The sequence below is a fragment of the Nocardioides oleivorans genome (genome assembly GCF_004137255.1).
GTDB classification, from domain to species: Bacteria; Actinomycetota; Actinomycetes; order Propionibacteriales; family Nocardioidaceae; genus Nocardioides; species Nocardioides oleivorans.
Genome location: NZ_SDWT01000001.1, coordinates 175,840 through 194,279, shown reverse-complemented (window position 1 = coordinate 194,279; position 18,440 = coordinate 175,840). Strand labels below are relative to the sequence as shown.

General features: G+C 71.7%; 20 protein-coding genes. 14 read left to right on the top strand and 6 right to left on the bottom strand.

The genetic code is table 11. From position 1 onward, the window contains the following. Positions 1 to 18: 18 nt before the first annotated feature. The 4 genes from EUA93_RS00925 (at position 19) to EUA93_RS00910 (ending at position 2,334) form a co-directional block, all read left to right on the top strand. Positions 19 to 381, top strand: coding sequence for a DUF3499 domain-containing protein (locus EUA93_RS00925; protein WP_129397952.1), 363 nt, complete (start codon positions 19 to 21; stop codon positions 379 to 381). A 21-nt stretch (positions 382 to 402) separates the two neighbouring features. Next, positions 403 to 573 carry a Trm112 family protein gene (locus tag EUA93_RS00920; protein WP_129397951.1) on the top strand — a complete coding sequence of 57 codons (171 nt, stop codon included), beginning with the start codon at positions 403 to 405 and terminating at the stop codon, positions 571 to 573. Positions 574 to 604: 31 nt separating this feature from the next. Continuing rightward, the gene (locus EUA93_RS00915; protein WP_129397950.1) at positions 605 to 1,636 is read left to right on the top strand and encodes an SIS domain-containing protein; all 1,032 of its coding nucleotides are present in this window, start codon (positions 605 to 607) and stop codon (positions 1,634 to 1,636) included. A gap of 98 nt (positions 1,637 to 1,734) precedes the next feature. Next, positions 1,735 to 2,334 carry a hypothetical protein gene (locus EUA93_RS00910; protein ID WP_129397949.1) on the top strand — a complete coding sequence of 200 codons (600 nt, stop codon included), beginning with the start codon at positions 1,735 to 1,737 and terminating at the stop codon, positions 2,332 to 2,334. A 12-nt stretch (positions 2,335 to 2,346) separates the two neighbouring features. On the opposite strand, the gene EUA93_RS00905 is transcribed toward EUA93_RS00910, so the two are convergent. The 6 genes from EUA93_RS00905 to EUA93_RS00880 all read right to left on the bottom strand — a co-directional run bounded on the left by EUA93_RS00905 (position 2,347) and on the right by EUA93_RS00880 (position 7,154). Then, positions 2,347 to 2,853 carry a GNAT family N-acetyltransferase gene (locus EUA93_RS00905; protein WP_129397948.1) on the bottom strand — a complete coding sequence of 169 codons (507 nt, stop codon included), beginning with the start codon at positions 2,851 to 2,853 and terminating at the stop codon, positions 2,347 to 2,349. A 4-nt stretch (positions 2,854 to 2,857) separates the two neighbouring features. Continuing rightward, the gene (locus EUA93_RS00900) at positions 2,858 to 3,229 is read right to left on the bottom strand and encodes a nuclear transport factor 2 family protein (protein WP_129397947.1); all 372 of its coding nucleotides are present in this window, start codon (positions 3,227 to 3,229) and stop codon (positions 2,858 to 2,860) included. Between the two features lie 41 nt (positions 3,230 to 3,270). Beyond that, positions 3,271 to 3,612 (bottom strand): VOC family protein, encoded by a 342-nt coding sequence (locus tag EUA93_RS00895; RefSeq protein ID WP_129397946.1) that lies wholly within the window; start codon positions 3,610 to 3,612, stop codon positions 3,271 to 3,273. Next, the gene (gene uppS, locus EUA93_RS00890; RefSeq protein WP_165355007.1) at positions 3,609 to 4,322 is read right to left on the bottom strand and encodes a polyprenyl diphosphate synthase; all 714 of its coding nucleotides are present in this window, start codon (positions 4,320 to 4,322) and stop codon (positions 3,609 to 3,611) included. Before uppS ends, EUA93_RS00895 begins: the two co-directional genes overlap by 4 nt. A gap of 577 nt (positions 4,323 to 4,899) precedes the next feature. Then, on the bottom strand, positions 4,900 to 6,285 hold the full coding sequence (locus EUA93_RS00885) for an HNH endonuclease signature motif containing protein (RefSeq protein WP_165355006.1): 1,386 nt from the start codon (positions 6,283 to 6,285) through the stop codon (positions 4,900 to 4,902). Between the two features lie 209 nt (positions 6,286 to 6,494). Further along, positions 6,495 to 7,154, bottom strand: a complete 660-nt coding sequence (locus EUA93_RS00880) for a cysteine hydrolase family protein (RefSeq protein WP_129397943.1) — start codon at positions 7,152 to 7,154, stop codon at positions 6,495 to 6,497. Between the two features lie 53 nt (positions 7,155 to 7,207). Between EUA93_RS00880 and EUA93_RS00875 the strand changes: the two genes are divergently transcribed. The 10 genes from EUA93_RS00875 to EUA93_RS00830 all read left to right on the top strand — a co-directional run bounded on the left by EUA93_RS00875 (position 7,208) and on the right by EUA93_RS00830 (position 18,440). After that, positions 7,208 to 7,795, top strand: coding sequence for a GNAT family N-acetyltransferase (locus EUA93_RS00875; protein ID WP_129397942.1), 588 nt, complete (start codon positions 7,208 to 7,210; stop codon positions 7,793 to 7,795). A gap of 39 nt (positions 7,796 to 7,834) precedes the next feature. Continuing rightward, on the top strand, positions 7,835 to 8,893 hold the full coding sequence (locus EUA93_RS00870; protein ID WP_129397941.1) for a DUF808 domain-containing protein: 1,059 nt from the start codon (positions 7,835 to 7,837) through the stop codon (positions 8,891 to 8,893). A gap of 93 nt (positions 8,894 to 8,986) precedes the next feature. Next, positions 8,987 to 10,438 (top strand): adenosylhomocysteinase, encoded by a 1,452-nt coding sequence (gene ahcY / locus EUA93_RS00865; RefSeq protein ID WP_129397940.1) that lies wholly within the window; start codon positions 8,987 to 8,989, stop codon positions 10,436 to 10,438. Positions 10,439 to 10,509: 71 nt separating this feature from the next. Continuing rightward, positions 10,510 to 11,208: an MtrAB system response regulator MtrA gene (gene mtrA, locus EUA93_RS00860; protein ID WP_129397939.1), complete on the top strand. Its 699-nt coding sequence runs from the start codon at positions 10,510 to 10,512 to the stop codon at positions 11,206 to 11,208. Positions 11,209 to 11,235: 27 nt separating this feature from the next. Beyond that, a complete protein-coding gene (gene mtrB, locus EUA93_RS00855) occupies positions 11,236 to 12,903 on the top strand; it encodes an MtrAB system histidine kinase MtrB (protein WP_129397938.1) in 1,668 nt (555 codons plus the stop codon). Next, positions 12,900 to 14,636, top strand: coding sequence for an LpqB family beta-propeller domain-containing protein (locus EUA93_RS00850; RefSeq protein WP_129397937.1), 1,737 nt, complete (start codon positions 12,900 to 12,902; stop codon positions 14,634 to 14,636). The genes mtrB and EUA93_RS00850 overlap by 4 nt, the downstream gene beginning before the upstream one ends. 57 nt (positions 14,637 to 14,693) lie before the next feature. Continuing rightward, positions 14,694 to 15,428 (top strand): ComF family protein, encoded by a 735-nt coding sequence (locus EUA93_RS00845; RefSeq protein WP_242497187.1) that lies wholly within the window; start codon positions 14,694 to 14,696, stop codon positions 15,426 to 15,428. A gap of 394 nt (positions 15,429 to 15,822) precedes the next feature. Next, positions 15,823 to 16,437 carry a ribosome hibernation-promoting factor, HPF/YfiA family gene (hpf, locus tag EUA93_RS00840; protein WP_129397936.1) on the top strand — a complete coding sequence of 205 codons (615 nt, stop codon included), beginning with the start codon at positions 15,823 to 15,825 and terminating at the stop codon, positions 16,435 to 16,437. A gap of 50 nt (positions 16,438 to 16,487) precedes the next feature. Continuing rightward, positions 16,488 to 17,162: a response regulator gene (locus EUA93_RS00835; protein ID WP_242497186.1), complete on the top strand. Its 675-nt coding sequence runs from the start codon at positions 16,488 to 16,490 to the stop codon at positions 17,160 to 17,162. 51 nt (positions 17,163 to 17,213) lie between these two features. Then, entirely contained in the window at positions 17,214 to 18,440 is a 1,227-nt protein-coding gene (locus EUA93_RS00830) for a winged helix-turn-helix domain-containing protein (protein WP_129397935.1), read from the top strand.

Below are 18,440 nucleotides of genomic sequence, written 5' to 3'. Positions count from 1 at the left end.
GCGGGTAGCGTCGGCGCCGTGAGTCTTGCCCGTCGGTGTTCGCGCACGGCCTGCGGTCGTTCCGCGGTCAACACGCTGACCTATGTCTACGCCGACCAGACCGCCGTCCTGGGCCCGCTCGCCACCTACGCGGAGCCGCACGCCTACGACCTCTGCGACGTGCACAGCGAGCGGCTGTCCGCGCCGCGCGGGTGGGAGGTGATCCGGCTCGCGTCCGACCGGCAGGCCCCCGGCCCGAGCAGCGACGACCTGCTCGCCCTTGCCGACGCGGTCCGCGAGGCGGCCCGTCCGGCACCGGTCGCGGCGCCGCTGCACTCCACCGACGACCCGACGCGCGGCGCCAAGCGAGGGCACCTGCGGGTGCTCACCCAGACCGACTGACGTCCCTCTAGGATCAACGGCGTGAACATCGACGCGCAGCTGCTGAGCATCATCGTCTGCCCGGCCTGCCACGGCGAGCTGGTGGCCGACAGCGCTGCGGAGGAGCTGGTCTGCCAGGGGTGCGGCAACGCCTACCCCGTCCGCGAAGACATCCCGGTGCTGCTGGTCGACGAGGCCCGCAAGCCCGCCTGACGACTGCTGATCCAGATCGAGGAGGCCCGGCGTGGCGACGTGGTTCGACGAGGCGCGGCTCGACGACGCCGGGGTGCTCGACACGGTGGACCTGCGGCTGCGCACGCTCGCCGAGAGCGGTGCCCGCGTACGCCGTGAGGCGCACGAGGCCGCCACCGCGACCGCCGAGCTGATCGCCGCCGGCCGCGACGGGGAGCGACCGCGTGCGGTGATCGCCGCCGGTCCCGACTCGCGCCTGCTGCGCGCGGTGCTCGAGCCGTGGTGCCCGGTGCCGTTCGTGGCGTGGCCCAACCCCGGGCTGCCCGGCTGGGCGGGGTCGCTGGACCTCGTCGTGATGCTGGCCCCCGAGGGCAACGACCACGGGTCCGCGTCGGCCGTCGCCGAGGCCGTACGCCGCGGGGCACAGGTCGTCGTCGCGTGCCCGCAGCGCTCGCTGGTGGGGGAGCACGCCTCCGGTCGCCACGTCACCGTGCTGCCGACCGTCACCGGCGACCAGCTCGCGACCGCCGTCGTGATGCTCGACTACCTCGCCCACGTGCACCTCGGCCCCCAGGCCGACGCCGCTTCCGTGGCGGCCTCCCTCGACGACGTGGCCACCGAGTGCTCCCCGCACCGCGACCTGGCGGTCAACCCGGCGAAGATGCTGGCGATCGCGATGGCCGACACCAACCCGCTCGTGTGGGGCGGCTCCGTGCTGGCCGCGCGCGCCGCACGCCGGCTGGCCGAGTCGCTGCGGCGCACCAGCGGCCGGTCCGCGATCGCGGGCGACGCCGAGCACCTCCTGCCCGTCATCGAGGCGACGAAGCCGCAGGACGTCTTCGCCGACCCGTTCGCCGAGGAGCCGGCGGACCTCCGGCCGCTGCTGCTCATCCTGGACGACCGCTCCGACGACCCGGCCGTGCGGGAGCAGACCGGCACGCTCAACGCCGCGGCGGCACGCCACGGCGTACGCGTCGAGACGCTCGAGACCGACGCCGACGCCGAGGTGGCGCGCTACGCCTCGCTGCTGCTCACCGGCACCTACGCCGCGGAGTACCTCCGCGTCGGACTCGTCGAGGACTGACAGGGGGTTCCGACCTCCCCGTTTCCGGGGAGCGTGGGCCGTGCGGGGAATGGGTAGGAACGGGGGAGTCGCATCCCCCACACGATCCAGGAGATCCCATGAAGCGCACCTCGCTGTCCCTCGCCGGTGGCCTCGCCACCGCGCTGCTGCTCGCGTCCGCCCCGACCGCGCACGCCGCGGTGTCGGCCAAGGACGCCCCGAGCAAGGGTGACATCGTCAAGGCGTTCCCCGAGCTGGCCGACGGCCAGTTCACCACCGAGAAGACCAAGGCGATCAGCGTGCCCGGCAAGGAGTGCGGCGTGCCGTCGACGGAGAAGGCCAAGTCGGGCACCAGCACCACGGGCGTCTCGGCTGCCGGCTTCCCGGTCGTGGTGGCCGGTGCCGCCGAGGTGAAGAACGACGCGAAGGCGAAGTCCTACCTCAAGGCCTACAAGGCCTACGTCAAGAAGTGCGCCACCTTCACCGAGCCCACCACCGGCGCGACGATCACCGCAAGCCTGGGCACGTCGTTCAAGCTCGGGGACGAGTCGCTCACCGTCGTGCAGGAGACCACGTTCTCCGGCATCACGAGCTACTCGACCAGCGTGCTGATCCGCGACGGCAAGCGCATCGCCAGCATCGCCGCGATCGACGACGCCGCGATCTCGACGTCGTCGGTCAAGAAGCTCGCGAAGGTCGCTGCCAAGAAGCTGAAGTGACCCGCGCCCTCGTCACTCTCGCGGCGTGAGCCGCATCCCGAACACCAGGGCGTCCGCGCCGTGGACGTGTGCCGTCCGCTCGACCTCCATGCCGAGGCCGCGGGCGACGCCCTGGGACGGGGTGTTCCCGGGACGGATGAGGGCGACGAGGTGTCCGATGCCGTGCGCGGCTGCACAGTCGCGCACGGCACGGGCAGCCTCGACGGCGTGACCGCGCCGGCGCATCGCCGGCACCACGTGGTAGCCGACCTCGACATGCGGCGTGCCCTCGACGTCCTGCACCGTCAGGCCGCAGTCCCCGACGAACTCGCCGGCGTGGGTCTCGACGACCCACAGCCCGAAGTCGTGCTCGGTGTAGTTCCGCGCCTGCCACTCGATCCACCGGACCGCGTCGTCCCGGGTGCGCGCCGGCCGGTCGAACACCACGGGGTCGGGTGCCTCCAGCACTGCTGTGATGTCGTCGAGGTCGGACATCTCCATCCGGCGGAAGCGCAGGCGCTCGGTCGGCTCGGGCAGCATGGCGTCACGCTAGTCGCGTGCCGTCCGGGGCCTCCTGGCCGACGTCGGCCCAGACCTCGGTGAGGTCGACGACGAGGTCGTCGCGCACGGTCGCGAAGCTGGCGACCGCGAAGACCAGCTCCTCGCCCTCGTCGCCTCGCCCGACGACCCGCGCCCGCACCACGCCACGGTCGCCGGCGGCGACGAGGTCCTCGACGTGCATCCGCTCGAACCCGGGGTAGTCGGCGTTGAACCGCACCCAGGCGTCCTTGTCGAACTCCTCGCCGGTGTGCACCAGGCGGCAGGTGAAGTCGTCGTGGAGGAGGGCGGGCAGACCCTCCCAGTCGTGGGCGTCGATGACCTCGGCGAGTCGGGTGAGCACCGCTCCTGCGTCCATGCGCCCAGTCTGGCGCGCGGGTCCGACAGTGTCGTCGGTCCTCAGGTCTCCAGGCAGAACTCGTTGCCCTCGGGATCGGCCATGACGACGAGGCCCCGGTGCTCCTCGACGAGCACGGACGCGCCGAGCCGGACCAGCCGGTCGCGCTCGGTGCCGAGGTCGCCCATCACCCGGAGATCGAAGTGCTGGCGGTTCTTCACCACCTTCTCCTCGGGCACCCGCTGGAACCACAGGGTGGGTCCACCCCACCCCGACGGCTCGACCCAGGCGCGCTCCTCGGTGCTGTCCTCGTCGACGTTGGACCCGAGCGCGGCCGCCCAGAACACCGCGACCTCGAGCGGAGCTGCGCAGTCGAAGGTCACGGACTTCACGAACGACGTCATGCCGCTCCTGCTGCTGATGCGCGAGCGGCGTACTGGGCCAGGGCGAGGTCGAGGTCGGTCTCGTCGAAGTCCGGCCAGAGCTTCGGACTGACGTGCACCTCGGCGTGGGCTGCCTGCCACGGGACGAACCCCGACAGCCGCTGCTCGCCGCTGGTCCGGATCACCAGGTCGATCTCCTTGACCGGGCCACCGGGGAGGTGGTCGGTGATGGCACCCGGGTCGAGCCCGGTGGCCGGATCGAGGGCGCCGGCCAGGATCGCCGCGCGCACGCCGGCGACGATGTCCGCGCGGCCGTCGTACGCGATCGCGAGCGTCACGTGTGCGTCCCGGCCGTCCGTGCTGCGCTCGGCGCGCGCGAGCGCCTCGGCCACCCGCGGCGGGAGCAGGCTGGTGTCCCCGCTGACGTGCAGCGCCCAGCGGTTCGACCGGTCCACGATGCCCGGCAGCACCTCGCCGATGAGCTCGAAGAGGAAGCCGACCTCGTCGCTGGAGCGCTTGCGGATGTTGTCGGCGGAGAGGACGTAGATCGTCAGGTGGTCGACGGCCCGCGCCTCGCACCAGCCGAGCAGGTCCTCGACGTGGTCGGCGCCTCGCCGGTGGCCCTCGCTGGCGCTCGGCAGCCCGGCTCGCCTCGCCCAGCGGCGGTTGCCGTCCATCACGACGCCGACGTGGGTCGGCAGGATCCTCGGGGTGGTGCGGAGGGTGCTCACGCCGACATCCTGTCCGAATGACCGCGCCAGCACCCGCCCTGCTCGTGATCGGGGCGATGGGCACCGGCACGACCACAGCCCTCGCACGTCGGCGCGTCGCGGGTCCATACTCGACGGATGACCTGGGCCAAGGCCGCGGTGGCGGGTGACTGCTCGTGGTCCTCGCTGGCTTCGCCATCGGTACTGACTACCGGGCGTCCACGTCCGTCATGGGTCTGACCCAGGACTGTGGCCCCTCGATCTCGACCTCCTGGCTGCTGTCGGGGACGCCAGACCAGATGCATCCTGGTCAGACGGCCAATGACGACGAGCGACGCGCGGCAGCTGCCTGTGGTCCCGTGGTCCGCGAGTCCCGGGTGCTGGTCGTGACCCTCATGGGTCTGGGGTGCCTGGTCGCGCTCGTCGGAGGAGCGGCAATTCCCGAGCAAGCGGAGGGCGCGCAGAAGCCACGCTCCTCGGCCCGCTCGTAGACGACGCGCGGCTCGGTGTCCGGAAGAGCCGGCCGTCCGCCCTCATGTCGTTCGGACGTGCCTGTGGCCCCGCCGTGGCGGTGACTGGCGGGGTGTGTGGGTCGGGGTCATGGTCGTTCGGGCTCGATCCGGGTGGTGCCCGACCTGTCGCGGCGGAAGTGGTGGCCGTGGGGGCTGGTCCACTCGAAGACCCCGGGTCCGGCCGTCTGGTAGCGCCAGGCGGTGTGGGTCTTGAGGCGGTGGTGGGACCTGCAGAGGCAGGCGAGGTTGTCGGTCTGTGTCGGACCTGGCTGTGGTCGGCCGTCTGCTTCGGCGTGATGGTCGAACGCGATGACGTGGTCGAGGTCGCATCCGCGGGCTGGTCGGGTGCAGTGGGGGAAGACGCAGGTCTTGTCGCGGAGGATGACTTGTTCGCGGATGCGGTCGGGGATGTCGTAGCCGGGTGCGGTGAGGTTCGCGCTGAGGTCGACGACGGGCTTGATGGTCACCTTCGTCCGGGAGTCACCGCACCAGGACCGGATCTGCTCCAGGAGGAGGAGCTTGTGCCGGTTCTCCATCCGTCCGGTCGGACCGAACACCGTCCCCACGTTCGTGAGGGTGCCGTCGAAGTGGGCGTGGAGCACGAGCTCCCGCGCGGCGGGCAGCCCGTCGGCATTTTCCTGCGAGGTGGCGCCTTGGGTGTGGAACAGGTCGAGGGCGGTCTGGGTGCGGGCGAGGTTGCCGAGGGCCTTGGCGCGTCTGACGTCGAGGGTCTCGGTGGACCCGAGGGCTTTCTGGGCGGCTGCGTCGTGGGCCAGGGCGTGGTCCAGGTCGAGGGCGTCGGCGAGGTCGAGCTCGGCTTCGACGTGGATGGTGCCGGCGTAGTGGACGTCCTGGTCGTGGACGGTGACGTGTCGGGGGTCGACGTGGAGGTAGCCGTCCTCGGGATCCGATGCGGGATCGGGTGAGGCGAGGTCGAACCGTTTGATGGTCTCCGCGACGAGCCTGTCGAGCTGCGCGGTCGCGACGCGTCCGGCGACAGCGGCGACCTGGTCGTCGACCCACCCGGCAGGCTCGCGCGTCAGCGTGGGCGCCGCGTGGATGGTGGCTTCCGCCACGAGGCGGGCGCGCCACGCCGGCACTGTCCCGGACTGCACCTGCGCCCAGAGGCGGGGGAGGCGGTGGCGGAGCTCGAGGGCGTGCCCGATGAGCTTCTTGGCTGCAGTGGTCGAGATGCCGAGGACGGCGCCGAGCTCGGCGACGCAGAACTCCGCCACCAGCGGACAGCCCTCGCCCGCGATCGGCTCCTCGTGCTCGGTCCCGGGGACGGTGAACGCCGCGGCGAGGTGGATCGACTCCGGCGGGTGGAGGTCGGCCCACCTGGCGGCGAGATCGAGCTGGTCGGCCGCGGCGCGGTCCTCGACGGCCTTGCGATTGCGCAGGGCAGCGAGCAGGGCCGAGGCGGTGAGGTCGTCAACCCCCGCCTCGCGTGCCATCGAAAGTGCTTCGCTCATGTGTTCGATTATAGGTGGAAGGTCTGACAGTGACGACGGTCGGAGATGCGAGGTTCGGTCAAGAGAGGGTCTGGTCTCGTGACGGGCGCGGGGCGCCCTCCTCGACCAACGGTGGAGGGATGGTGGTGAGCCCTGGTTCGACACGGGCGCGGGGCGCCCTGCCCAACCAGCGACCATGGGGCGCCCTGCTCAACCAGCGGGCGGACTGCTCAACCGGCGGCGTCGATCAGCCCGAGCACCTCGGCCGTCGGGCGGACGTCGCCGTAGGACCGGTAGACGGTGTGGAGGGTGGCGTTGTGGGCCTGGTCGGTGGTCGCGGCGCAGGCGTCGGCGACGAGGATGACGCGGAGCCCGGCGGCACTCGCGTCGCGGGCGGTGTGCTCGACGCACACGTTGGTGACGGTGCCGGTGACGACGATCGTGTCGACCTCGAGGTCGGCCAGGAGCTGCGGCAGCTCGGACGAACCAGGGGTCCACGCACTGCGCCCCGTCTTCTCGACGACGAGGTCACCCGCTGCGACCGACAGGGACGGGTCGAGCCCGTCGGCGCCCGAGGACGCGTAGAGCGCAGCCACCTCGTCTCCGAAGAACTCCCGGTCCGTGGCGCTGGGCTCGGCGGGTCCGGGCGCCACCCACGCCACGATGCCGCCCGCGCCGCGCAGGGCGGAGGCCAGCTCGTTGACGCGCGGCACGATCCCGCGGACGTACGCCGACTCCCTCACGAAGAACGGCACCAGGTCGACGACGACGAGCGCGGTGCGTCGAGGGTCGAGGTGCTCGAAGGCGTGCCGGCGCCCGCGGCGGGCCTCGTGCCGGGCGTACTCGCGCTCGGCGATGGACCACTGGTGGTGGAGCACTGGGTCGGGCACGGGGCGAGGCTACTGCCCCGGAATCGTCCGCAACCGGCGCTAGCGTGCGGGGCATGACGGCGTACACCGCCCGGCTCCTCACGCCCGCGACGTGGGACGACTTCGCCGCGCTGGTCGAGGCGAACAACGGGGTGTGGGGCGGGTGCTGGTGCATCGGCTTCCACCCGGAGGGCCTGGCGGGCAGGGCGCCTGAGCACCGGGCGGCGAAGGAGAGGCACACGCGCGAGGGAACCGTGCGCCAGGTGCTGGTGTACGACGGTGACGCGGCGGTCGGCTGGTGCCAGTTCGGCACGCCCGACGAGCTGCCGAACATCAAGAACATGAAGGTCTACGAGAAGGGCCTCGTCGACCTGCCGACGTGGCGGATCGGGTGCATCTTCACCGGCAGCAGGCACCGGGGGAGGGGCGTCGCGCGGGCGGCCGTCACCGCCGTCCTCGAGGAGATCCGGCAGGCGGGAGGTGGAGTCGTCGAGGCCTATCCGGAGCAGGTGGTCGACCGGAGGCCCCAGCGCGGTGCGTACCTCCACACCGGTCCCGAGACGCTCTACGAGGACCTCGGGTTCGTGCGCGACCGGCAGATCGCCAAGTGGCGCTGGGTGATGCGACTCGAGGTGGACGCCGTCAGCACCGGGCGCGGATAGGCTTCGTCCCGACCCGACCCACCACCCGAAGGATCGACCATGGCCGGCGGACTGTTCGCCCTCCTCGACGACGTCGCCGCTCTCGCCCGCATCGCCGCAGCCAGCGTGGACGACGTCGGCGCCGCCGCGGCCCGCGCGAGCGCCAAGGCTGCGGGCGTGGTGGTCGACGACACCGCCGTCACCCCGCAGTACCTCCACGGCTCCGCCGCCGAGCGCGAGCTGCCGATCATCAAGAAGATCGCGATCGGCTCGCTGCGCAACAAGCTGGTCTTCATCCTGCCGGCGGCGGTGCTGCTCGGTCAGTTCCTGCCCTGGCTGCTGCCGGTCATCCTCATCTTCGGTGGTGGGTTCCTGGCCTACGAGGGCGCCCACAAGGTCCACGAGAAGTACGCCGGCCACGCCACGGAGGCCGAGGAGGCGGTCACCGAGCAGGGCGAGTTCACCCCCGAGCACGAGGCGCGGACCATCGCCCAGGCGGTCCGGACGGACTTCATCCTCAGCGCCGAGATCATGGTCATCGCGCTCAAGGAGGTCGTCAGCTCCGACGCCGACGCGAGCATCTGGATGCGCGCGATCGTCCTGGCCGTGGTCGCGGTCCTCATCACCGTCCTCGTCTACGGCGTCGTCGCGCTGATCGTGAAGATGGACGACGTCGGCCTCCACCTCGCGGAGAAGCCGTCGAAGGCGTCGCAGCGGATCGGACTCGCCCTCGTGTCGGCCATGCCGAAGCTGCTGGCCGCGATCGCCGCCATCGGCACGCTCGCGATGCTCTGGGTGGGCGGCCACATCTTCCTCGTCAGCCTCTACGAGATCGGTGGCCACGACGGTCTGCTCGAGGGCACCGGCTTCGGCGACGCGCTGCACTGGCCCTACGAGACGCTGCACCACTGGGAGGTCGAGGTCCACGACGCCGTCGGCGGACCCGTCGGCGGGCTGGTCGGCTGGCTGCTCAACACGCTCGTCTCCGCGGTGGTCGGGCTCGTCGTGGGCGCGATCGTGCTGGTCGTGCTGAAGGCCTTCGGGGTCGGCGGCGGGCACGGTGCGGGCCACGGCGAGGAGCACGCGGGGGAGCCCGCCGAGGATTCCTCGAATCGCTGAGGGCGGTCATACGCTCTTCTGGTCCGCGCGGGAGATCCCGACGATGCACAGATGTGCGGCGCAGACGTACCTCCTCTACTCCAGGAGAAACTGATGGACTTCAACGTCGCCGACCTCGGCCTCGCCGCCTACGGCCGCAAGGAGATCGAGCTCGCCGAGCACGAGATGCCCGGCCTGATGGCCATGCGCGAGCGCTACGGCAAGGAGCAGCCCCTCGCGGGCGCCCGCATCGCCGGCTCCCTGCACATGACGATCCAGACCGCCGTGCTGATCGAGACCCTCGCGGCCCTCGGCGCGGACATCCGCTGGGCCACCTGCAACATCTTCTCGACCCAGGACCACGCGGCCGCTGCCGTCGTCGTCGGCCCCCCGGCCAACGGCGGCACCGCCGAGGACCCGAAGGGCGTCCCGGTCTTCGCCTGGAAGGGCGAGTCGCTCGCCGAGTACTGGGACGAGGCGGAGAAGGTCTTCGACTTCACCGACGAGCACGGCGCCGAGAGCGGCCCGAACATGCTCCTCGACGACGGCGGCGACATCACCATGCTGCTGCACCTCGGTGTCGAGTTCGAGGCCGCGGGCGCCGTCCCGTCGCAGGACTCCACCGACAACGAGGAGTTCAAGGAGGTGCTGCGCGTCCTGGCCCGCTCGCTGGAGACCGACCCGCAGCGCTGGACCAGGCGCGCGCCGCTCGTCAAGGGCGTCTCGGAGGAGACCACCACCGGTGTGCTCCGCCTCTACGAGCGCTTCAAGGAGGGCACGCTGCTCTTCCCGGCGATCAACGTCAACGACTCGGTCACCAAGTCGAAGTTCGACAACAAGTACGGCTGCCGCCACTCGCTCGTCGACGGCATCAACCGCGCCACCGACGTCATGATCGGCGGCAAGGTCGCGGTCGTGTGCGGCTACGGCGACGTCGGCAAGGGCTCCGCGGAGTCCCTGCGCGGCCAGGGTGCCCGCGTCATCGTGACCGAGATCGACCCCATCTGCGCGCTGCAGGCCGCGATGGACGGCTACGAGGTACGACGCCTCGAGTCCGTGGTCGAGACCGCCGACATCTTCATCACCACGACCGGCAACTTCGACATCATCACGGTCGAGCACTTCCACAAGATGAAGCACCAGGCGATCGTCGGGAACATCGGCCACTTCGACAACGAGATCAACATGGCCGGCCTGGCCAAGATCCCCGGCATCGTCAAGGACGAGATCAAGCCGCAGGTCCACCAGTGGATCTTCGACGACGGCAAGAAGATCATCGTGCTGTCCGAGGGTCGCCTGCTCAACCTGGGCAACGCCACCGGCCACCCGTCGTTCGTCATGTCGAACTCCTTCACCAACCAGGTGCTGGCCCAGATCGAGCTCTTCGCGAAGGCCGACGACTACGAGCTCGGCGTCCACGTGCTGCCCAAGCACCTCGACGAGGAGGTCGCCCGGCTGCACCTCGACGCCCTCGGCGTCGAGCTGACCGAGCTCACCAAGGAGCAGGCCGCCTACCTCGGCGTCCCGGTCGAGGGCCCCTACAAGTCCGACCACTACCGCTACTGAGCGGTAGCGGTCACCGGTACGGTCGCGGCGCCGGTCCGGGGTCGGACACAGGTCCTCCCTAGACTGGCGCCATGACCGAACTCCCGGAGCCCGCGCGCGGCAGCGTGCTCGTCGTCGACGACGACGCCTCGCTGGCCGAGATGCTCTCCATCGTCCTGCGCCAGGAGGGGTTCGACAGCCGGATCGTGGGTCGAGGTGACATCGCCCTCGACGCGTTCCGGGACTACAAGCCCGACCTCGTGCTGCTCGACCTGATGCTGCCCGGCAAGGACGGCATCGACGTCTGCAAGGAGATCCGCGCCGAGTCCGGCGTGCCGATCGTGATGCTGACGGCGAAGGGCGACACCGTCGACGTCGTCGTCGGCCTCGAGTCCGGGGCCGACGACTACATCGTCAAGCCGTTCAAGCCCAAGGAGCTCATCGCCCGCGTCCGCGCGCGCGTGCGCCGCAACGACGTCACGCCCGACGAGGGCCTCGTCATCGGCGACATCAGCATCGACGTCGCCGGCCACTCGGTCACCCGCAGCGGTACGCCGATCAACCTGACGCCGCTCGAGTTCGACCTGCTGGTCTGCCTGGCCCGCAAGCCGTGGCAGGTCTTCACCCGCGAGGTGCTGCTCGAGCAGGTCTGGGGCTACCGCCACAGCGCGGACACCCGGCTGGTCAACGTGCACGTCCAGCGGCTGCGCTCCAAGGTCGAGCACGACCCGGAGAACCCCGAGGTCGTGCTGACCGTGCGTGGGGTGGGCTACAAGGCCGGCAAGTCCTAGGCCCAGGACCGATCCCATGTCCACCTCATGACGACCTCACTGGGCTCGCTCGGACCGGCCGGCGGGTCCCCGGCCCGCCCGCCGGGTGCGCTCCGGCGGCTGGTCGACCGGCTGCCGGCGGTCGTGCGCCACGGACCGGGCTTCTGGCGGCGCTCGGTGCAGGCGCGGGTGGTGCTGAGCACGCTCGTCCTGTCGGCACTCGTCGTCGGCGTCGTCGGCTGGTTCCTCATCCAGCAGACCCGCGACGGGCTGCTCGACCACCGCGTCGATGCGGTCGTGCAGGAGGCCGAGGCCGAGACCGAGGCGGCCAAGGCCACCCTCACCGCCCAGCTCGGCGTCGACACGAACGAGTCGGCCCAGCAGGAGTCGCTCCTGCAGCCGCTGCGCGCCCGCGGTGCGACGCGCGGCTTCGCCGTCGTGCTGTCCTCGCCGATCAGCGAGGGGCTGCGGCTGGCCGACGGTGGGGCCAAGTTCACCGAGGGCCTCGACCTGTCCAGCGTCCCCGAGACGCTCGAGGCGCGCTTCGACTCCGTCTCGCCGACCGCCTGGACCTACACCGACATCAAGACCGCCCGCGACATCCCGGGCCTGCCGGAGGGCCCGGGGATCGTCGTCGGCAGCCAGGTGCGGCTGCCGGCCGACGACAACGTCTACACGCTCTACTACCTCTACCCGCTCGCCGAGCAGCAGGAGACCCTCGCCCTCGTCTCGCGCGCGATGCTGGTCGCCGGCGTACCGCTGCTGCTGCTCGTCGCGTTGCTGACCTGGCTGGTGACCCGGCAGGTGGTGACGCCGATCCGGATGGCACGTCGCGTCGCGGAGCGCCTCGCGGCCGGTCAGCTGCAGGAGCGGCTGCGGGTGCGCGGCGAGGACGACCTGGCCCGCCTGGCGACGTCGTTCAACCAGATGGCCTCGAACCTCCAGAAGCAGATCCGCCAGCTCGAGGAGCTCAGCCGCCTCCAGCGCCGCTTCGTCTCCGACGTCTCCCACGAGCTCCGCACGCCGATCACGACCGTGCGGATGGCCAGCGACGTCATCCACGACGCCAAGCCCCACCTCGACCCGGTCACCGGCCGCGCCGCCGAGCTCCTCCAGAAGGAGCTCGACCGCTTCGAGACCCTGCTCGCCGACCTGCTCGAGATCAGCCGCTTCGACGCGGGCGCCGCGGTGCTCGAGGCCGAGGACGTCGACCTCGTCGACGTCGCCCGCCGCGTCGTCGACATGACCTCGGCCCTCGCCGCGCAGCGCGACATCCGCGTGGTGCTGCACGACCCCGGCACGCGCTGCTACGCCGAGGCCGACGTGCGCCGCGTCGAGCGGATCGTGCGCAACCTGGTCACCAACGCGATCGACCACGCCGAGTCGCGCGACGTCGAGGTCTTCGTCGGCACCGACCTCCAGTCGTCCGCGATCGCGGTGCGCGACCACGGCATCGGGCTGGGCCCGGGGGAGTCGGCGATGGTGTTCAACCGGTTCTGGCGCGCCGACCCCGCGCGCGCCCGCACCAGCGGGGGCACCGGCCTGGGGCTGTCCATCTCGCTCGAGGACACCCACCTCCACGGGGGCTGGCTCCAGGCCTGGGGACGTCCCGGCGAGGGAGCGCAGTTCCGGCTCACGCTGCCCCGCCACCTCGGCGTACAGCTGCGCCACTCGCCGCTCCCGCTGGTGCCCGACGACGCCCGGGAGACCGCATGAGGACCACGCTGGTGCGCGCCGTCGTCGCGGCGGCGGCGGCCACCCTGCTCGCGGGCTGCGTGCAGATGCCCACCTCCGGCCCGGTCGTCGAGCCACAGGTCACCTCCGCCGCCGAGGACCCGCCCGGCATCTCCTTCGACCCGCGCCCGCCCCAGGCCGGCGAGTCCCCGACGGAGATCGTCGACGGCTTCCTCGAGGCGATGAAGGCCACCCCGATCCGGACGAGGGTCGCCCGGCAGTTCCTGTCCGGGGAGGCGGCCGACGCCTGGGCGCCGGAGCAGCAGATCCTGACCTACGGCGACCTCGGCGACGCGGCCGGCGAGGTGTCGGTCCAGGTGCCGCTGAGCGACATCAACCTGTACGACGTGCGCGGCGCCTGGGAGGGCAGCCGCGGCTCCAGCGAGCTCGACCTCGGCCTGGTCCAGGAGGACGGGGAGTGGCGCATCGACGAGGTGCCCGACGCCCTCATCGTGCCGGAGTCGTGGTTCGACGACTGGTACCAGCGCGTCTCGCTCTACTACTTCGACCCCACCTCCGAGGTGCTGGTCGCCGAGCCGGTCTTCGCCCCGCGCGGCGACCAGTTCGCCTCCTCGCTCGTCAGGGGCCTGGTCTCCCCGCTCGACGACGACGCGCAGGACGTGGTCCGCACCTACTTCCCGCCGCTCAGCACCAGCGGCCTGTCGGTGCCGGTGCGGTCGGGCATCGCGACGGTGTCGATGTCCGGCGACCCCGACGCGATCGACGACGACACCGCCCAGCGCATGCTGGCGCAGCTCGTCTGGACGCTGCGCCAGGACGACGACATCCAGGCGGTCGAGTTCAGCATCGGCGGTCGCGTCCTGTCGACCGGGCCCGGCGGGTCGACGCAGGTCAACTTCGACGTGGGCAGCGCCTACGACCCCAACGGCCTGCGCTCCGACACCGACCTCTACGCCCTCGACGACGGGCTCGTCGTCTCCGGCTCGCTGTCCGGCTTCGAGGACACCCTCGGACCGCTCGGCATGGACGGCTACGACGTGCGCTCGATCGGCGTCAGCGTCGACGGCGCCCACGTCGCCGCCGTGTCGGCCGACGGCACCGGGCTCTACCTCGCGCCGACCGAGGCGCCCGACGGCGAGGTCACCGAACCCGTCGTGGGCGCGGTCGACCTCGCCCGGCCGCACTGGGACCACCGCGACCGGATCTGGGCGCTCGACCGCGCGGGCGGTCGGTCACGCATCATCCTCGTGGTCGACGGGACGGCCACCGAGGTCGAGGTGCCCGGCCTCACCGGCAAGGACGTCACCCGCCTGCTCGTGTCCCGCGACGGCAGCCGGATCGTCGCGGTGCTGCGCGGGCCGAAGGCCGACCGGGTCGTGTCCGCGCGGATCCGGCACGACTCCGCTGGTGCCGTCATCGGGTTCACCCCCTTCGGCACGCTCCCGCTCGCCGTCGAGGGGACGGGCCGCATCCGGGACATCGGCTGGCGCTCGCCGACGGCCGTGTCGGTGCTGAGCGACATCACCGACGGCTCCTCCCAGGTCCGCACGACCTCGGTCGACGGGGCGCCCGGCGAGATCACGACTGCCGGCACCACCAGGACCCGCGACATCAACACGGTGCTCGTCGCCAGCCCGGTCGAGGGGTCCGACACCTACGCGCTCGCCGGTCGCTCCGTGTCGAACCTGACCCGTCCCGAGCGCCCGGTGCCAGACCTGCCGCGCGGCCTGACCTCGCTCACCTACGTCGGCTGATCCACAGGCACCGGCCTGCCGGTTGCCCGGCGTCCCCGGTCCTGCTGGCATGGACGCGTGCTCGACGAGGCCCTCGACCTGTTCCTCGGCAGCCGGTGCGTCGGCTGCGAGCGGCCGGGCCGGATGCTGTGCGCAGCGTGTCGTGGGCTGATGTCGCACCGCGCCGCGGTCGCGTGGCCCTCGCCGGTCCCCGACGGCCTCGTCGTGCCGTGGGCGACGGAGTCGTACGACGGTGCCGTGCGCGCGCTGGTCGTCGGCCACAAGGACCGCGGCCAGTGGAGCCACCGCCGCGTGCTCGGCGCGCTGCTGGCCGAGGCGGTCCGCGCCGCGACGGCGTACGACGACGACGACCCGGACCCGCGGTCGACACCTCTCCTCCTCGTGCCCGTGCCGTCCCGCCCGGGGGCCGGGCGCCAGCGCGGCTACGACGCGACCGAGGCCCTCGTGCGGGCTGCGGCGCGCTCGCTGCGTGGGGAGAGACGGACGGCCGTCGCGCCGCTCGTGGTGTCGCGCGGCGCGGCCGACCAGGCCGGTCTCGACGCGGGTGGCCGGGCCGCCAACGTGCGCCACTCGATGCACTGCCCGTCGGGCGCGCTGGCCCGCGCGGCCCGCCGGTGGCCACGGGCGCACGTGGTCGTCTGCGACGACGTGGTGACCACCGGGGCGAGCGCACGGGAGGCCCAGCGGGCGCTCGAGGCCGTCGGGCTGCGGCCGGTCGCGATCGCGGCCGTGGCCGCAACCCGGCGTCGCCACGGGGACGCGGCGGCCGGGCCTGCCCGAGGCGTGGCCTGACAGTTGGTTCGCAGCCCCCGAAGGGCTAGCGTCTCTTCATGGAGTCCGCCCGGGTCCGTGGTTGCGCTACGGAGAGGGCTGCGCGCGAGCGCAGGTCCTGCCCGTGGCTAGCCGATGCCAGTCGCAGGCGAAACGGTCCACGTAAGTCCACGGGGCTCGCCCCGCTCGGACGATCACGGTGCGGCTTAGAAGTAAGTCCTGCCTCGTCCCCGTCGTCAGATGCGCCGGGTGCCGGGAGAAGGCCAGTAGTGACGGAGAAGTTGCGAACGCTTCAGCAGGCGATTGTGGGGTCGAAGACCAGGTCGGCCGGGCGGACTCCATCCCACCCTGCCCCGGCGCACGGTGCCGCGGCCCATGGAAGGGTGCGGTCCGCTCGCTAGTTGAGGAGGTTCACATGGAGGTTGTGGTCACGGGACGGCACTGCGAGGTGTCGGATCGATTCCGCGAACACGTCTCGGAGAAGCTCACCCGTCTGGAGAAGCACGACCACCGCATCATGCGGGTCCAGGTGGAGGTGGAGCTCGAGAAGAACCCTCGCCAGCACGATCGCGCGACGAAGGTCGAGCTCACGGCGTTCTCCAAGGGTCCGGTGATCCGGGCCGAGGCGGCAGCCGAGGACAAGATGGGCGCGCTGGACCTCGCCCTCGACAAGATGCAGTCGCAGATGCGCCGGGCGGCCGACCGCCGCCGGGTGCACAAGGGGCGCAACCAGCACACCGGGGTCGGGGAGGCGCTCGCCGGCCTGCCCGAGGTGGAGGACGCGGTCGAGGAGGACGGCGTCACCGAGCGCCAGGTCGGTCCGATCACCGTGACCGGTGACGGTCCCCTGGTGGTGCGCGAGAAGTCGCACCAGGCAGCACCGATGACCCTCGACCAGGCCCTCTACGAGATGGAGCTCGTCGGCCACGACTTCTACCTGTTCGTCGACAAGGAGCACGAGCGTCCGGCGGTCGTCTACCGACGCCGCGGCTACGACTACGGAGTGATCTCGCTCGACGTGGGAGACTGAGCCTCTGGTTTGTGTCAACCTCGGTCGCGCGCGCGTGCAATGATGCGCGCGTGACCGAGGCAGCTGGGACCGAACCCGTTCGTGTGCTCGTGGTCGACGACCAGGAGCTCTTCCGCCGAGGGCTGATCATGCTGCTCGGGGGAGACGACGACATCGAGGTCGTCGGCGAGGCCGCCGACGGGGTGACCGCCACCGAGCTCGCCGTGAAGACCGCGCCGGACGTGATCCTGCTCGACGTCCGCATGCCGCGCCGCACGGGTGTGGAGGCCTGCCGGGCCATCAAGGAGGCCGTGCCGAGCGCCAAGATCATCATGCTGACGGTCTCCGACGAGGAGGCCGACCTCTACGAGTCGGTCAAGAACGGCGCCGCCGGCTACCTGCTCAAGGACTCCTCGATCGAGGAGGTCGCGCAGGCCGTCCGCGTGGTCAACGAGGGCCAGTCGCTGATCAGCCCGTCGATGGCGGTCAAGCTCATCGACGAGTTCAAGCAGATGTCGAAGCCCGAGCGCGAGCAGGGTCCCGCGCTGCGGCTGACCGACCGGGAGCTCGAGGTGCTGCGGCTGGTGGCCAAGGGCCTCAACAACCGCGAGGTCGCCAAGGAGCTGTTCATCTCCGAGAACACGGTGAAGAACCACGTCCGCAACATCCTGGAGAAGCTGCAGCTCCACTCGCGCATGGAGGCCGTCATGTACGCCATGCGGGAGAAGCTGCTCGACCTGCCCTAGGCGACGGTCGGCCGAGCCACGCTGTCGTACGACTCTGGTTGAGTGCGTGACGTGGACCAGCTGACCCAGCTCCAGGCCCGCCGGATCGCGCTGGCCGCGCAGGGCTTCACCGACCGCGCCCACGCGGACCCGTCGATGAGGACGTTCGAGCGCACCCTCGAGCGCACCGGCGTTCTCCAGGTCGACTCGGTCAACGTGCTCCAGCGCGCCCACTACATGCCGCTCTACTCGCGGATGGGTCCCTACGACACCGACCTGCTGCGCCGTGCCGCGCAGCCACCGGGCAGCAGGCCGCGACGCGTGGTGGAGTACTGGGCGCACGTGCAGGCGCTGATGCCGGTCGACCTCTGGCCCGTCATGCAGCACCGGATGGACCACTACCGCTCCGAGCGCGGCAAGTGGGGGTTCACCGCCGACGCCGGCCTCGAGCCGCGCGTCCTCGACGCCGTCCGCGACCGCGGCCCCGTCACCGCGCGCGACCTGGAGGACGAGCTCAGCACCGGACCGCGCACCAGGGAGCACTGGGGCTGGAACTGGTCCGAGGCGCGCAAGGTCCTCGACTACCTCTACCTCGTCGGGGACGTCGCCATCGCCGGGCGCACGAGCCAGTTCGAGGTCCTCTACGACCTGCCCGAGCGGGTGCTGCCGGCCGCCGTGCTCGCGGCGCCGACGCCGACACCTCAGGAGGCGGTCACCGAGCTCGTACGCCGTGCCGCCCGCTCCCACGGCGTCGGGAGCGGGCCCGACCTCGCCGACTACTACCGGCTCCGCCTGCAGCCCGCCCCGGGGAGGGCGAGCGCCAAGGTGGCGATCGAGGAGCTGGTCGAGGCCGGCGAGCTGGTGCCGGTCACGGTGCAGGGGTGGAAGCGCCAGGCGTACCTGCACCGCGACGCCCGCCTGCCGCGCCGGGTCGGCGCACGCACCCTGCTCAGCCCGTTCGACCCGGTCGTGTGGGAGCGCGCCCGGGCCGAGGCGCTGTTCGACTTCTTCTACCGCATCGAGATCTACGTCCCGGCCGAGAAGCGCCTCCACGGCTACTACGTGCTGCCGTTCCTGCTCGGCGACCGGCTCGTCGCCCGGGTCGACCTCAAGGCCGACCGCGCCCGCGGCGTGCTGCTCGTGCCGGGCGCCTTCGTCGAGGCGGGAGCGCCCCCGGAGACCGCCGAGGAGCTCGCCGCCGAGCTGTGGCGACTGGCGGGCTGGCTCGGCCTGGACGACGTCGTCGTGGGCGCGCACGGCGATCTGGTGCAGGCATTGGGTCAGGCGTTGGGGCGGTAG